Source organism: Arenibacter algicola (assembly GCF_000733925.1).
GTDB classification, from domain to species: domain Bacteria; phylum Bacteroidota; class Bacteroidia; order Flavobacteriales; family Flavobacteriaceae; genus Arenibacter; species Arenibacter algicola.
This window is the reverse complement of the sequence record NZ_JPOO01000001.1, coordinates 1588206-1602794: the sequence shown is the minus strand read 5'-3', so window position 1 is coordinate 1602794 and position 14589 is coordinate 1588206. Positions and strand designations below refer to the sequence as shown.

At 34.7% G+C, this 14589-nt stretch carries 12 protein-coding genes; 6 read left to right on the top strand and 6 right to left on the bottom strand.

Annotated features, from left to right (window positions below; translation table 11 throughout):
- The first annotated feature begins 8 nt into the window (after positions 1–8).
- Positions 9–1661 carry a RagB/SusD family nutrient uptake outer membrane protein gene (locus U735_RS0106985; protein WP_031443139.1) on the top strand — a complete coding sequence of 551 codons (1653 nt, stop codon included), beginning with the start codon at positions 9–11 and terminating at the stop codon, positions 1659–1661.
- 871 nt (positions 1662–2532) lie between these two features.
- Here U735_RS0106985 and U735_RS0106975 read toward each other — a convergent pair.
- Genes U735_RS0106975 through U735_RS24475 form a run of 4 tightly spaced genes read right to left on the bottom strand, consistent with a single transcriptional unit; the run spans position 2533 to position 7655 of the window.
- Positions 2533–3657 carry a hypothetical protein gene (locus U735_RS0106975; RefSeq protein WP_031443138.1) on the bottom strand — a complete coding sequence of 375 codons (1125 nt, stop codon included), beginning with the start codon at positions 3655–3657 and terminating at the stop codon, positions 2533–2535.
- On the bottom strand, positions 3654–5711 hold the full coding sequence (locus U735_RS0106970; RefSeq protein ID WP_031443137.1) for an ATP-binding protein: 2058 nt from the start codon (positions 5709–5711) through the stop codon (positions 3654–3656). Before U735_RS0106970 ends, U735_RS0106975 begins: the two co-directional genes overlap by 4 nt.
- Before the next feature lie 9 nt (positions 5712–5720).
- The gene (locus U735_RS0106965; RefSeq protein WP_031443136.1) at positions 5721–7016 is read right to left on the bottom strand and encodes an SIR2 family protein; all 1296 of its coding nucleotides are present in this window, start codon (positions 7014–7016) and stop codon (positions 5721–5723) included.
- Positions 7017–7655 (bottom strand): RipA family octameric membrane protein, encoded by a 639-nt coding sequence (locus U735_RS24475; protein ID WP_034248079.1) that lies wholly within the window; start codon positions 7653–7655, stop codon positions 7017–7019. It abuts the gene before it with no gap.
- Between the two features lie 306 nt (positions 7656–7961).
- On the opposite strand from U735_RS24475, the gene U735_RS0106955 reads away from it, so the two are divergent.
- Positions 7962–8735, top strand: a complete 774-nt coding sequence (locus tag U735_RS0106955; RefSeq protein ID WP_031443134.1) for a type IV toxin-antitoxin system AbiEi family antitoxin — start codon at positions 7962–7964, stop codon at positions 8733–8735.
- Positions 8722–9612 (top strand): nucleotidyl transferase AbiEii/AbiGii toxin family protein, encoded by an 891-nt coding sequence (locus U735_RS0106950; protein ID WP_031443133.1) that lies wholly within the window; start codon positions 8722–8724, stop codon positions 9610–9612. The genes U735_RS0106955 and U735_RS0106950 overlap by 14 nt, the downstream gene beginning before the upstream one ends.
- 162 nt (positions 9613–9774) lie before the next feature.
- On the opposite strand, the gene U735_RS0106945 is transcribed toward U735_RS0106950, so the two are convergent.
- A complete protein-coding gene (locus tag U735_RS0106945; protein WP_031443132.1) occupies positions 9775–9993 on the bottom strand; it encodes a helix-turn-helix domain-containing protein in 219 nt (72 codons plus the stop codon).
- A gap of 198 nt (positions 9994–10191) precedes the next feature.
- Here U735_RS0106945 and U735_RS0106940 point away from each other — a divergent pair, with 198 nt between their 5' ends.
- Genes U735_RS0106940 through U735_RS0106930 form a run of 3 tightly spaced genes read left to right on the top strand, consistent with a single transcriptional unit; the run spans position 10192 to position 11379 of the window.
- Positions 10192–10644 (top strand): hypothetical protein, encoded by a 453-nt coding sequence (locus U735_RS0106940; protein WP_031443131.1) that lies wholly within the window; start codon positions 10192–10194, stop codon positions 10642–10644.
- Positions 10645–10665: 21 nt separating this feature from the next.
- Positions 10666–11025 (top strand): hypothetical protein, encoded by a 360-nt coding sequence (locus U735_RS0106935; protein ID WP_031443130.1) that lies wholly within the window; start codon positions 10666–10668, stop codon positions 11023–11025.
- Between the two features lie 9 nt (positions 11026–11034).
- Positions 11035–11379 carry a hypothetical protein gene (locus tag U735_RS0106930; RefSeq protein ID WP_031443129.1) on the top strand — a complete coding sequence of 115 codons (345 nt, stop codon included), beginning with the start codon at positions 11035–11037 and terminating at the stop codon, positions 11377–11379.
- Between the two features lie 78 nt (positions 11380–11457).
- On the opposite strand, the gene U735_RS0106925 is transcribed toward U735_RS0106930, so the two are convergent.
- Entirely contained in the window at positions 11458–13854 is a 2397-nt protein-coding gene (locus tag U735_RS0106925) for an ABC transporter permease (protein ID WP_180994025.1), read from the bottom strand.
- Positions 13855–14589: the final 735 nt, after the last annotated feature.

Genomic DNA, 14589 nt, shown 5'->3' with positions numbered 1-14589 from the left:
ATAACAAAATGAAAAATATAATCATATTATTTGCCTTAATTGGGTTACTAGCCTCTTGTAGCGATGAGTTCTTGGAAAAAGAACCATTTGGAGAGCTAACGGACGATCAGGTTGAATTACCCGAAAACATAGAATCTTTGGTAATCTCTGCTTACAGCATATTAAATGGACAAGGTAATGAAGCCTCCAATGCTTTTAACTCGCCAGCATCCAACTGGAGTTTTGGAGATGTGCTTTCTGATGATGCCTATAAAGGTGGTGGCGGTACAGGTGACCAAAACCAAATTCACAGAATGGAGATTTACAATATTGATGGACAAATTATAGATGTTGTTCAAAAATGGAGCGTACTCTATGAAGGGGTTTATCGTGCAAATACCGTTTTAAAAGCCTTAAAAAATACTACCGAATTTGATGAGGCTACCAAAACGCAACGCGTTGCCGAAATGCGTTTTTTAAGAGGTCATTTTTACTTTGAACTTAAAAAACTTTACAATAGAATCTCCTATACGGATGAGGATGGAAATTACTTGTCAAACACCCAAATTACTCCTGAAGAAATTTGGACAAAAATAGAAGATGATTTTAATGCAGCCATTGCCGTATTACCAGAAACTCAGGCAGATCCAGGAAGACCAACCAAATACGCTGCATGGGCATACTTGAGTAAAACATATTTATACCAGGGAGAATGGCAGTTGGCCAGTGATGCCGCAGACGAAGTTATTTCTAAAGGAGGTTATAGTTTAACCCCTAATTTCAGTGAAATATTTATTCCTGAAAACGACAATGGTGAAGAAGTTGTTTTTGCCATTCAATATTCAATAAATGATGGTTCACCCAGTAATTATAATGGGTCTATAGGTGATCGTTTAATGCCTCCAGGTGGTCCAAGATATGCAGCATATGGCTTTTTACGTCCTTCCCAAAATTTGGTAAATGCGTATAAAACAGATGTTGACGGAATGCCTATAATTGGAAATGATGATGTTACCGAAAGTGATAATGTTGACCCAAGGTTGGATGTTACCATTGGAAGACCAGGGATTCCTTACAAAGATTTAGAGATCAACTATGAAGAAAGTTGGGCCAGGGATCTAGCTACTTATGGCCCATATGGACCTAAGAAAAGAGTAATCTCAGCAAATCATCCTGCTTATTTGCAATCTTGGCCTTATGTAACAGCTGCCAACTATAGCATTATTAGATATGCCGATGTTTTGCTTTGGAAAGCAGAAGCAGAAATAGAATTGGAGAATTTGGAAGAAGGAAGAACTTATATAAATATGATAAGGGAGCGTGCAAAAACAGGTAGTTATATTCAAAACCTCGAAGGCACTGCAAATGCAGCCAACTATTTGATCGACACCTATGATGATCCCTTTGCTTCAAAAGAAGAAGCTACAATAGCCTTAAGAACGGAACGTCGTTTGGAAATGGCACACGAAGGTCATCGCTTTTTTGATTTAGTAAGGTGGGGTATAGCAGCAGATGTTATAAACACCTATTTAGCAAAAGAACAGATAGCCAGAGGCTTTTTAACCGGTGCTACGTTTGTTGCAGGCAAGCATGAATATATGCCAATACCTCAATCTCAAATCGATGCTGGAGGCAAAGACGAAAGCGGCAACGCACTTACTACCCAAAACCCAGGTTATTAAGCTAGAGAATTAATTTAAGTTAGATTGAAAAAGGGAGTGGAATTAATTCTACTCCCTTTTTTTTTTACACTATTTGCTGTCGCTCTGGTGGGCATGGTGACCGCTCAATAAAATACAACGGCACTAGAAAATGGAGCTGTAAGGTTTACTTACAGTCTTAAAACAAATCAAATTATGGTTTTGGGTAACCTAAATAACTTTGCTACGCCATATGACGTAGCGTTTACCAAATTAACAGGGCCCATATTTAATAAATGTATGCTCAATATTTTGCGAAGCTGTCGGAAGAGCAAATGGCAAAATTCAAGGAATACCATCCCAATTTTCATGAGCAATTGTACGTCGGCTTAAGATTTAAGGAGCTGCATGTATACTAAGATTCCAATCGCGGCAGATTTACAAAGCCAGCACCATATAAGGTATTTAAGGAAAAAGAAATCATCGATTTAGAACCATTAGACCGTGTAGGGACAAAACAACCCGGTTTTAAGCTGTTGCATATGATAGATATTGACTTAGAACCCAATACCAAATATTAAATGGACCTTGGAGCTCTGAAAGAATGGTCGGATTCGAACCAAAATTATAGGCTCTCACTGAAAATCAAAAAGTGATCTACTTTCGCAAATCACTTTTCCGCTTGGTCGGGATGACAGTCCTAAGAACCACATCTCAATACGCTAATTATCAATTACTTACATTCAATTTTCAGTACGGTTAACCGATATCTTAACTCGGTTGAAAATGGCATATTTAAAAGCCTATTTTGGAGTCTTTTACAACGTAAAATTAATGAAAAATTTAATACAATTTATGTCAATCGAACCTCCTAATCACTTTTTCGTTTCTTACTCACAATTAATTCCATCATTCACATTATTATTTCCTTAGTACTTCTAGGAAACAAAAATTCATGTGGAACATGAAACTGTTCTGTGTTTAACTTTTCATATTTAACATTTTCTGAACCACCAAAAATTGAAGTTATAATATCCTCATTGGCATTTGGATCTTGGTAAATAACTCTTTTGACATCGGTTCCTTTAACAAACTCATCAATAAGAATTTGATCAATTTTTCTATTAAATGCAGGAAAAGAGTATCCAATAATCACAAGAATATTAGTTTCATGCATTCTCTTTTTCGCATTTTCCAAGCTCTTTGAGTCTTTTTCCCATGCATATTTAATTGTGTCTTGATAGTCCATAATACTTCTATTGAACTCAGAATAATTCTCAATAAGAGTATTTAAATAAGAATAAAGATTCTTTGAGTTTTTTCCCTGAACAGTCTCATAAGAGTTCTTTTGGTATCTGAACATTCCTCTAAATCCGTTAAGATGAATAATATTATTGAATGAACTTTGATTACTTTCCATAAAATGGAAATAGTCATTCAATTCAACAAGTGATGAAGTTTTTTGCGAAAGAAACGACTCGAATGCCCTTTCGAGCTGCAAATCATAATTCCAACTTATAAACGATACATTCTCGTTCAACTTTGGAAAAGTTTCACACTTTTCTAATAAGACCGATAATAAGCTGAAATAGCGTTTATCAATTTTTGTATAGACCTCTTGCTTGTTCTCAATTAGCCCACTTTTAGTCCTACCACGTGCTATTTCATTTTCCCATAAATCAAAGTAAATACTCAAATAAAATTTTAAATCATTTAATTCACCTTTTCTATCTAATAAATGTAGCCTTCGTGCATATATATCTATAGATCCATATTCCATTGCTAATTCACCATACTTTCTTAGTCCTGTGAAAATATTCAGAAGCTTTTTATCGTTGTAAAGATTCCGATGTTTTCCATCTTCCTTAATAATTAAGTCTTTATCAGTTATCTCTCCAACAACATTGTCTGCAACTTGAATCATCGATTTGCTTTGAGCTTGCCAAATTGGCACAGCATTATAGCTCGCTCCAGCCCCTAAATAATAGGTGATTTTCAAATTCTCAATTGAGTTATTACTGTATTTGCTTGATTTCATTCCACAAGTTTTGGTTTAAACCAATTTTTTGAAATATCATTGTCAGAACTATGAGGTGTGGGATTTGCATCCAACACTCTAAATAATGTTGGTATCTGAACCGATTGTCCAAATACTAACGCGTGTTGTCTTGGAATAGATGGTAATCGACTTAGAATATTGTTAGAGATATGTGGCGTCATTTGTCTTATCTGAGATAAATCATCAGGGTTCTGAATTCTATGAATAACAAAATTACTACATTGAGATAATACAGTTTTGGATAGCTCACTTGGCCGTTGTGAAGATATCAATAAAAACAATCCATACTTTCTACCCTCTTTAGCTATCCTGTCAAAAATTCGATTTGCATCACCAAAAGAGGTTATTTCATTATTTGATATATATCTATGTGCTTCTTCTAAAATTAAATTAACTGGAAAAGAATTTCTAGGACTATAATTCTTTAGCTTATCAAAAATCATTCTTGATAAAACACAGGAAGTAACCTCAACTATTTCATCTTCGACAGAGTTTAAGTCAATAATTGTAATTTGTGTTTTCTTATTTTCATTAGTACTTAATCCTAATAAATTGTTTATATACGTTTTTTGGTTTTCCTGCTTATCAGCAATAGTTAAAAATTTAAATTCACTTCTGGCTTTCAAACTTTTAAATCTAGTAATAAGTGATGAACAATAATCTCGTATTTGCTTATTTCCATAAGCCTCTTCATGAAGGATTGCCAAATCCAAAGCATCTTCCAACAATTCAAAGGAAAAATAGGTGTCATCAGAAAATTCAGGGATTTTCACCTCAGGAGGAGCAAGAATAAGATATCCTCTGTCATCAGTTTTCTCTATATATTGTATTAGGTTCTCGGCTCCTACTAGTCCACCAAAATGAACCATTAAACAATTGCCAATTGTGCAGACTACGGGTGGTTTTCTGTCATCATATTTAATTAGGCTGTGTTCCTTTCCAGCTTCATCAAAATATTTAAATGCCTTTGATAAATTTATATCATCTGTTTTGTATTTGTTTAATATGGAAACTATACGATCTCGTTTTGAAGGACTTCCTAAATCTGCTCTCAATACTTGACCAATTGCAGTTGCCAAAATTGAGTTCAGTTGTTTATTATATTCTTCTCCGTTTTCAAAATTAGATATTATAGAGGCTATCCCTAATGCTTTTCTAAGTATTGGTAGTTGCGTCTTTTCACTTGCTTGAAGGAGTAATGCCCACTCTTCAATATTTAAAAACCAATGAGGTAATTTATATTCTTCATATATAATCCGATCGTTAATTTTTAGCTCATCGTAAACAGAATTAAAACTAGTTTTATTCCTAACTTCGTTAATTGATAAGTATTTAATCTCTATATCAATATTATCTACTTGACTGAATGCTTTATGATATTCTCCATTTACATCAAAAAAAATAAACGTTGCTCCAACCGCACTAAAGCTTTCCTTTCGAAATAAATTTTGAATCATCGAAGCTATTGTGCAGGATTTGCCACTTCCTGTATTTCCCAGAACAGCAGAATGGGATCCAAAAAATCCATTTATGTCAATCTTAACTTTATAATCCGGAAAAATTGTAGAACTGCCAACTTCTAAAAGTTTTAGTCTTGTAAAATCTGTTTCTGGAATTTGCTCTGTAGTGTAGGTCACATCAAAAATTAAATCTAACTCCTCCTTCTTAATGTACAAAACATCTGAATAAAGAGTAGGAAAAATAGACAGTCCATACTTAAATCTCTTATCCTGAATGGTACCGATTGGAGAAATATCTATATATTTAACTGAATTTGATTTACTTAATACTTGCTCCCTTTCTCCTTTCCATTTAAAATCAGCATCCTTTTCTCTAACGCCATATATTTCAGCAACTATATAAAAATCTTGATATGGTAAGATAACATAGCCATTTATCTGAGCATATTGATAAATATCATCAAATCCATTAATGGTAAAGTTGATAGATTGATTAAATAACTCTACGGTGAATTTTTCAGAATTGATTGTAATAAGCTTTCCTATTACTCTTTGTTTATCATCTCTTAACATTAAGTATTACTATTTAATTTCAATTGAATTGTTAATCAATTCAATTATTTTAGTATTCTGTGTTTCAATTCTATTTTCACTCCAATCCGGTAACAAATCATCAACAATAGTGTTGAAATAATGAAGATAATTCTCACCGGAACGTGTTTTATCTGAATCATTACTTCCAATAATCCAAATTCTAGGATCATTTAGCATTCTAAGTTTTTCTATATTTATTCTCACCTTATTATCCCCATCAGCTTGGTAATGGGTATTACAAAATACCACTAGTCTAAAAGTAGGTATGGTCAGTGCCTGGTATATTAAATTGTTGATATGTTCATCACTAAAACTGTATCCCATAGTTATAAAAACACTTTGATTTTGCGCAATTCTTTTTTGGAACTCTCTAAATAAGTCTGAATATGGAGAACCAAGACTTGAATTTTGCTTGATAGGGGATGGATAAATCATTACATTTTTCTGGCTACTTAGGTAGTCGAAGGTTATGTTTTGTAACTCTTTAACATTGAACAACTTAGAAGTTTCCTCAACTTCTACCCAATTTACCGAACCATGTATTTTGAACAGGTAAACAAAACTATCAATGATATTCCACTTAAATGAACTTATATCCATTTGCTCAGCTAGTGCGTAATTAAAAATAGATGGATTAAAATAACGTTCAACAAATCCCGAAAATCCATTTGTGTATGAGATACCCAATTGATCCATCGCCTTTTCCGAATATAAATCGTAATTAGTAGTCACTACATTGGGTTTTGGAAGATTACTATCCCGAAGGGATAATTTACGATAGAAGCTTTTATAGTTATCAATGACTGCAGAGTCTTTACCATTATTCTCTTCGTTTAAGCATTGATATAAAATAAAATTTTTTGTTTGTTTAATGACCTTATTAATCTCTTTGGAATCAGCTTCGTTTTTAATCTGATCTAAATAAAATTTTAAATTATATAATGTTCCAAGAAATGTTTCAAGATTATTTCTAAAAGGTTCTTTCAAATAATCTATTTTATGTGTCTTTAGTATCGCTTTATGCTCATCTGTGAATAATAGTTCTTGTAATATTTTTGAAAAACCTTTTATTTTTTCTGCATTTGATACAAACAAAGTATCCGCAAGTTTTTGCATTGTAGGGATACCGTTGTTTCCAATGGAACAGCCAGAACCTACCAAAAAAGATAAGTTCCTTATTTCTAGTATTTTAGACAATTCCTTCCTAACAAATCCTATCTTTTCCGGGTATTCACTAACTTTTAGCAAAATGTTTTCCTCTCCCTTGTAAAAAAAATGTTCCATTTAATTTAACTTTATTTTTCTCCTATAAAACTTAATTGTCCTTTTTCCAAATCGACCTCTTCCTTTGCCCCAAAAAGCTGAATATACAAACAGAAGGACCATCGTAAGAGGGACTATAATCTTTAAATCCATATCGCTTGACCAACAACTGGCTAAATGATTTTCTATAAGTTGATTCAGAAATAAGAAAGACCACGAGAGTGTAAAAAATAAGCTAATAAGTTCATTAATTTTTGAAACGGAAAATGTGGTTGGGGTTGTACCTGTCTTATAGAGTTTACCTATAGTATAATCTTCCAAAATATCTATTATTTTTTCCCAATGTCTTTGCCATGATTTACTGCCTTTATTTATTAAATACCAACCTAATGCAGTTATTAACCCTAAACAGATGCTATAAAATTCATGATATACTTTTTCTTGGTAGTCATTGGAAGAGGATATTGTAAAGTATCCGGCGATAGCCAATGCCTGAAAAGCCCAAAAATAGCCAGCTCGTTTCCAGTATAACTCAATTTCAAATTTTCTCGAGTCCCACGCGAGCTGAAAAATTTCACTCTTTTCTTTTTGGGTTAAATTTTTAAAGTCATTAAGTTCTTTTAGAAATTTCCTCTTTGAAATCCGCTTAGGTTCAGTCATTTGATATCCACCAGTGATTAGTTTAATTAATTATTTTACTTTCAAGAATTACAATCCTTTCTTTTAGTTGCTAAAGGATTACTAATATAAAGTTTAATTTTTATAGTAAGTTAATGCTTACAAGTGTTTTCTTTATATCAAATAACACCAATAAAATTGGAAGGTAATATCTTAATTGCGAAAATACCAGTTCAAGTAAATTTTAAAAGTTTATTCAATACTAAATTTCGTTACTAAAAGTACCTATAATGAAATATTTTTAAACTATTTGGTGTATTAGTTTAATAAAAAGCTTAATTTAGTACCGTGAGTACCGATAAAAGAATAAAAATAAACCAATTGTTAAGTACACATGCTTCAGGTGTAGTGTACCTATCTTCTTGGCTGGTACAGCAAGGGTACAGCCTTGATCTACAAAAACGCTATCGAAATAGCGATTGGTTTACCTCTATAGGAACGGGAGCCATGATACGTTCCGGTGACAAGGTTGGTTACGAGGGGGCAATCTATGCCCTTCAAAAACAAGCTGGCCTGTATATTCATCCAGGGGGTAAGACGGCCTTATCCTTACTAGGCAAATCCCATTACTTGGAACTTTCGCCAAATAAGGTAACCGTTTTTGGTGGACAACATGAAAAGCTGCCCACCTGGTGCATAAAACACGACTGGGGTGTTAAATTGGATTATCACAGTTCTTCATTTCTACCCGCTGATATAGGCCTTGTTGAACTAGAACTCAAAACATTCTCCATAAAAGTGTCCAGTGCCGCAAGGGCTATGTTGGAATGCCTGTTTTTGGTTCCAAAAAATCAGGAATTAGTAGAGTGTTACCAACTAATGGAGGGGTTAAACAATCTAAGACCCAACCTTGTCCAAAATTTATTGGAAAACTGTACCTCTGTCAAGGTAAACCGCCTATTTATGTATCTAGCTGAAAAGGCCAACCATAGCTGGGTAAAACATCTGAACATAGATAAAATAAATTTGGGAAGTGGAAAACGCAGTATCGTAAAGAATGGTGTTTATGACCCAAAATATAAAATAACCGTTCCAGTTGAACTAGCAAATGGAGAATTATAAATCCCAAGTTTCATTACTATTAAGCGTACTACCCGAAGTAGCTAAAGAAAATAACTTTGCTCTTCACGGTGGTACTGCCATCAATCTCTTTCTTCGAGATATGCCTCGACTTTCAGTGGATATTGATTTAACCTATATTCCTGTGGAGGATAGGGAAACTTCCTTATTTAATATTTCAGAAGTACTTTTGAGAATTAAAACCAATATTGAAACTATAATACCAAATGCTCGAATAACACATAAAGAAAAGGAACTCAAGCTCCTAATTGCCACTAATCAAGCCCAAATAAAATTGGAGGTAAGCCAAGTGATGCGAGGCATAATAGCACCGGCAACAGAAATAGGATTGTGTGATAAAGCCCAAACGGAGTTTGATGCGTATTGCTCCATTCATGTGGTACCAATTGGGCAACTCTATGGAGGTAAAATTTGCGCTGCATTGGACCGTCAGCACCCAAGGGATTTGTTCGATGTTAAATATCTTTTAGAAAATGAGGGGTTTGCTGATGAAATAAAAAAAGGATTTCTTTTTTGCCTTTTAGCAAGTAAGAGACCTATATATGAAATGTTGTTCCCAAACTTATTGGATCAGCGTTCCGCGATAGCCAATCAATTCGACGGAATGAGCAATGAACCATTTACATATGATGATTTTGAAGCCACCCGGAATTTACTAATTCAAAACATCCATAAAAGTTTGACTGCTACCGATAAAGATTTTCTATTGAAATTTGAAAATGTTACTCCTGATTGGAGTCTATACAATTTTAAAGAATTTCCTGCTGTTCAATGGAAATTGCAGAACTTACAAAAACTAAAGGGAAGAAACCCTGAAAAACACAGCAAGCAAATCAATGTATTAAAGGATAGATTATAATTGCCTCCTATACAATTAAAATTATTTACTTGTTACAAGCCCCTTACAATTATATTTCAGAAGAATGCATATGCTATGCAGAATATTCAAAGTATCTAGTAAAACTCGGATTCCACATACTTATATTGGTATAAAACAATAAAAATCTATGCCCAACAGTCTTCACTCTTTAGGTAGTTTAATTCCTTTAAATACTTCCTTCAATAATTCGCAAGGATCAATGTCTATTGCCAAGGCAATCAAATAGAGCTCATCCGCGCGTAGTTTAGTAGTTTCATTAGAACTTAATTGACTCAAGCGAGATTTACTCAACCCAGTTTTTCTGGCAACCTCCGCCTTATTAATCGATTTTTTAGCTAAGTATAAGCCCAAATTAGTCATCTAAAATGTAATTTTTGATTACATAAATTTAGAAAGTATATACGCTTGTATAAAATTATTACACTTTTGTTTTGAATTTGGTTCAATTTTAGATACATTAGTAACGAATTTCTATACTCACGTATTAATAATAGATACGAATAGATGGTAACCTCGAAAGGTGACAAGGATTTTCATTAATAATCAATAAAGGTAGTTATGGGAAAGAAAATAATTAAACGTGAACAAAACGCAATAAATAAAGAATGCCGAAAGCATTTGGAAAATCGAGAACCAACCAAAGAAAACACGTTTGTTAATGAGAGTACTTCTCAAGTGGAACATCAGGAATCGGAGGAAAAAGACATCTTGCATAAAATAAGGGAATTGGCCAAGGAACATTATCATACCTTAAAACGCTACCCCTCCAAAAAAGAACTCTATACCGTAAACCTTATCACCGATGGCTATCTGGAAACCTCCTTTATGATTTCCAGTTTATTAAAGGTATGCATCACGGCGTTGGATGCTGAACGCACCCCAAATAGTGTCGTTCCAGAACCCGAACAGAACATTCGTGAAGTACTCGGGTATATACTCAATATGATACCCTATGAGGAAATGGAATTCCTTGATAAGATCCGGAATTTGCTCCCCAATTGGGAAACCTAATGACAACTATAAAATATGCCTATGAAAAAGAAAAGAAGTAAAACCCTGAACTACATCCATAAAGTACACCAAAATCTTATGGAGCTTTTAAAGCAAGATCCTAGTAATCCATTAGGAAATCATAAGGTATTCTTGGAGGTTAAGGATAACAATGATCTGCTGTTGAACATAGCGAGCCTTCTGGAAGTATGTGTATTTGCTTTGGACGGGAACGGAATGCTATTGTCTCCAAACAATCAAAATGTAACCAAACATGACAGCGTTTGCAGGGTATTGGAACTGGTCCTGAATATACTGCCCCATAGTCAAATGGATTTTATGGACCACGTAACCGAAAAGCTGAACGGTTTGGATAATGCCAAAACAAAATCATCTGAATAAATATGAACTATGAACCCGAACGAAGAAAAATTGATCAATAGCTTAAAGTATCAGGCACTGGATCACCACCCTACATTAAAGCCCCACTCCTTCTTTAAAAACAAGTTTGAGGTAAGTCTCTTTTATGTAGATAACCATGTAGACCTAGTATTGACCGTCCGAGCCATGGTTTACTTAGCCATGAAGACAATCGACCCGGAATTGTACGATAACATCAATGAAAGATATGAAAAGGAATATATCCGTCAGGCACTTACAATTGCCAATAGGTTATTACCGCAAGGGGAAGAGGCACTTTTGGACGACCTCAATCTTTATTATAGAGAGGAAAAATTGAGGGAAGGGTTACAATAACAATGGGAAAAGAATATGATTTGAAGGTCAAAATGGTATTAAAAATCGAATTATCAAAGCGACTAAAATGAACGGCATTCATTCTTCCCGAAGGGAATTGATCGGATTAGCACAAGCTGCATTCAACGATTGAAAACTACAGGTTATAATTGCAATAATTAGGGTTAGAATACCACCGCTCAAAAACATCCAAACGGATAGTTCGATATGATAGGTAAAATTTTCCAGCCATATAGCTCCAAAGTAATAAACAAAGGGTAAGGCAATAATAAAGGCCAACAATACCAAATGAAGGAATTCCTTGGCGACAAAAGAAAAGATCTGTATAATTCCTGCCCCCAATACCTTTCGGATACCCATCTCCTTTTTCTTGCTGGAAACGATAAAGGATATCAATCCGAAAAGACCCAAACATCCGATACATATGGCAAGAAGTGAAAGAATGGTAAACCCGCTAAATACTAATTGTTCCACAACATATTCCTTTTTGATCGCATCATCTAAAAAGCTATAGCTAAATACGGAAGAGGTAAATGTATTTTCCCATTTGTCCTTTATGGATTCAAGTGGTTCGGAATTGCCGATCTTTACAAAGGCCCGGTTTAGAAAATACGTCCAATTCATAATAATGCAAGGGGATATATTACTTTGAAGCGAATTATTATGGTAGTCCTTGACAACACCGACAATAGTGGCCTGACCTTCATTAGTCTGGATTTTCTTACCTATTGCTTCTTGTGGATTCCAACCATATGCCTTCAAAAGAGTCTCGTTGACTATAAACTCGTCAAAAGCCTCCTTGTTGGTAGTGAAATTTCTTCCGGCCAAAAGTTTCAGATCATAAAAATCCAAATAATTCGTGTCCCCTATCTTTATTTCCGCATCCAAAGCTTCCTCTGCAGATTGCTGGGGAAGGCGAAAGCTGGTACCCATCTGAAGACCTTCAACGGCCATGGGAGGTCCAGAACCAAAGGAAACTTTGGAAATCCCATTGCTTTCTAGGAGCGAGTTCCTATAGACCTCCAATTTGTCAAACTCCGGGGCAGGGGTCATTACAACTGCCTCGGACGAAAAACCCATAGGTTCATTTTTAAAGAACTCCATTTGCGACCCCAAGATAATGGCCGCAATAACGAAAATCTGAACAATTACGAATTGGAATGTAACCAATGACTTACGCACACCAACGCCATCTTTTCCTGAAAACTTAATCTTGTCCTTCAGTGCTCGAATAGGTCTGAATGCCGAAAGAACAAATGCAGGATAAATTGCCGCTAACAGAATAGTTGTAAAGCCAATCAGCAGTATTAGGCCCAGCTGTTCCCAACCAAATGTCAATTGTAGGTCGATAACGGACAAGTTTTCATTAAGCTGATCCAGCGAAATACTCAGAATAGCAACAGAAAGACCTAACGAACAAAGTATGACTATGCTATTTTCAAAAATGAACTGGAATACCAAATCTACCTTTTTACTACCGAAAACCTTTCGTATACCAACTTCCTTTGAACGCGATGCCGATTGTGCGGTCAGCAGATTGATGAAATTTACGATGGCAATTATCAAGATGAACAAGGCGACAACGGAGAGCATGTAGAGGGTGTTCGAAGGCATAACATATCCACCGATATTGCTACCATACAAAGTTTCATTATGTATATCGGTCAGGGGTTGTAGAAAATAGGAGATACGGTTATCATCTAAAGGTTTGAGGTACTTTTTTTTCCAAGTTCCGATTTTGGATTCCAGCGTCTTTTTAAGCTCACTATTTTGCAGGACTACAAATGTCGTTCCTTGATGGTTCCCCGACCAATTTCTAGCCATATCGGGATTTTTTGCCTTAAAAAACCCGTAAGGAATGAGCATATTAAAACGCTGGTTGGAATTCCCCGGGACATTCTCTATGATTCCTGTGATTGTTAATGGATCATCCCCCAGAGATAAAATGGTATTGCCCAAAATCGACCCGTAATTTTCAATGTCGGCCCCATAATACTTTTTGACAATTTCTTCGGTCAATACTACCGAATTAATATTATCCAATGCACTATCAGGATTTCCTGATATCCATTTAATATCAAATGCTTTGGGATAGAAGGTGTCTACATATAAGACTTTGGGCTCTTCGAATTTGGTAACCGTCTCATTGTCGACAATACTGAATTCTTGGCTAACAGGCCCCAATGTTTGAGTTACAAGATCAATTTCAGGAAAATCGTCTCTAAGGGCTTCTGCCAAAGGATAAGCCGTAGTGTTCCAGTATAGGGTTTGATTTGGCAGCTTGTTATGCTGTACCACTCTGTAGGTCTGTTCCGACTTGGAGTGATATTCGTCAAAAGTAGATTCATAACTAACAAAGATGAGTATTGCCATACAAGCACTGATTCCAATGGACAATCCTATTATGTTAATTACTGAGCTTATTTTATTCTTTAGAACAGTTCTCCATGCGATTTTTAGATAATTCTTGAACATGATTCCAGTTTTTGATAGATGTGTAAGCATAAGAGACTTTTGGTCAACGTTGGAGGTTGAATACAAAAATCCGTAGAATGTTGATTCTTGGCCCAAAATTATGCCAAGAACACAAGTAATTAAAAAATCAGATTATTACAAACAAAGCACTTAAAATATTTTCATTTTACTGTAAAAAATATTTACATGAAATGTCCATTATTTGTACACATATCTTCATTGTAAAGACTGGATATCAGCTCATTATATTAGAAATAAAATGATAATCCCAAATTAAACAATCAATCAGTGCATTTAAAACCACTTATAATTTAACTTTTAAAAATGGATTCATCTTCTACTATGCTCATTTTTTCCTTTGACCGATTAACCTTTTCAACCCCAAATCTTACCATAACTTACCTGCGCATGGATCCTAATTCGATTTTATAGCGTTCGGGTGGATAAGCGATAATTAAAATCGAATTAGGGCGCATTGTGCTTTTGTTCAGGAGCACAATGCCAATACCAAAATTAAGCCAATATCCGATAATAAACGTTTGCACACGGTTAATCACCCACAATTTTATACAGATTTTAAGAAGATACTGTTACGTACAAATAAGATGATTGGGTCATAATGATCCAGATATAATAGGAACTTATAAGGGTTTTGACCCAATGACTAAAATATTCAATATGATATTAGGAGCCAAGTCATTTAAGACCGGAAAACATCACTAGGATAGTATTTAC

Bases quoted from the DNA above. Each gene is read 5' to 3' on its own strand.
- U735_RS0106985 (WP_031443139.1), top strand. From the start codon at position 9: ATGAAAAATATAATCATATTATTTGCCTTAATTGGGTTACTAGCCTCT.
- U735_RS0106945 (WP_031443132.1), bottom strand. From the start codon at position 9,993: ATGACTAATTTGGGCTTATACTTAGCTAAAAAATCGATTAATAAGGCG.
- U735_RS0106935 (WP_031443130.1), top strand. From the start codon at position 10,666: ATGAAAAAGAAAAGAAGTAAAACCCTGAACTACATCCATAAAGTACAC.
- U735_RS24475 (WP_034248079.1), bottom strand. From the start codon at position 7,655: ATGACTGAACCTAAGCGGATTTCAAAGAGGAAATTTCTAAAAGAACTT.
- U735_RS0106925 (WP_180994025.1), bottom strand. From the start codon at position 13,854: ATGTTCAAGAATTATCTAAAAATCGCATGGAGAACTGTTCTAAAGAAT.
- U735_RS0106970 (WP_031443137.1), bottom strand. From the start codon at position 5,711: ATGTTAAGAGATGATAAACAAAGAGTAATAGGAAAGCTTATTACAATC.
- U735_RS0106930 (WP_031443129.1), top strand. From the start codon at position 11,035: ATGAACCCGAACGAAGAAAAATTGATCAATAGCTTAAAGTATCAGGCA.
- U735_RS0106950 (WP_031443133.1), top strand. From the start codon at position 8,722: ATGGAGAATTATAAATCCCAAGTTTCATTACTATTAAGCGTACTACCC.
- U735_RS0106975 (WP_031443138.1), bottom strand. From the start codon at position 3,657: ATGAAATCAAGCAAATACAGTAATAACTCAATTGAGAATTTGAAAATC.
- U735_RS0106965 (WP_031443136.1), bottom strand. From the start codon at position 7,016: ATGGAACATTTTTTTTACAAGGGAGAGGAAAACATTTTGCTAAAAGTT.
- U735_RS0106940 (WP_031443131.1), top strand. From the start codon at position 10,192: ATGGGAAAGAAAATAATTAAACGTGAACAAAACGCAATAAATAAAGAA.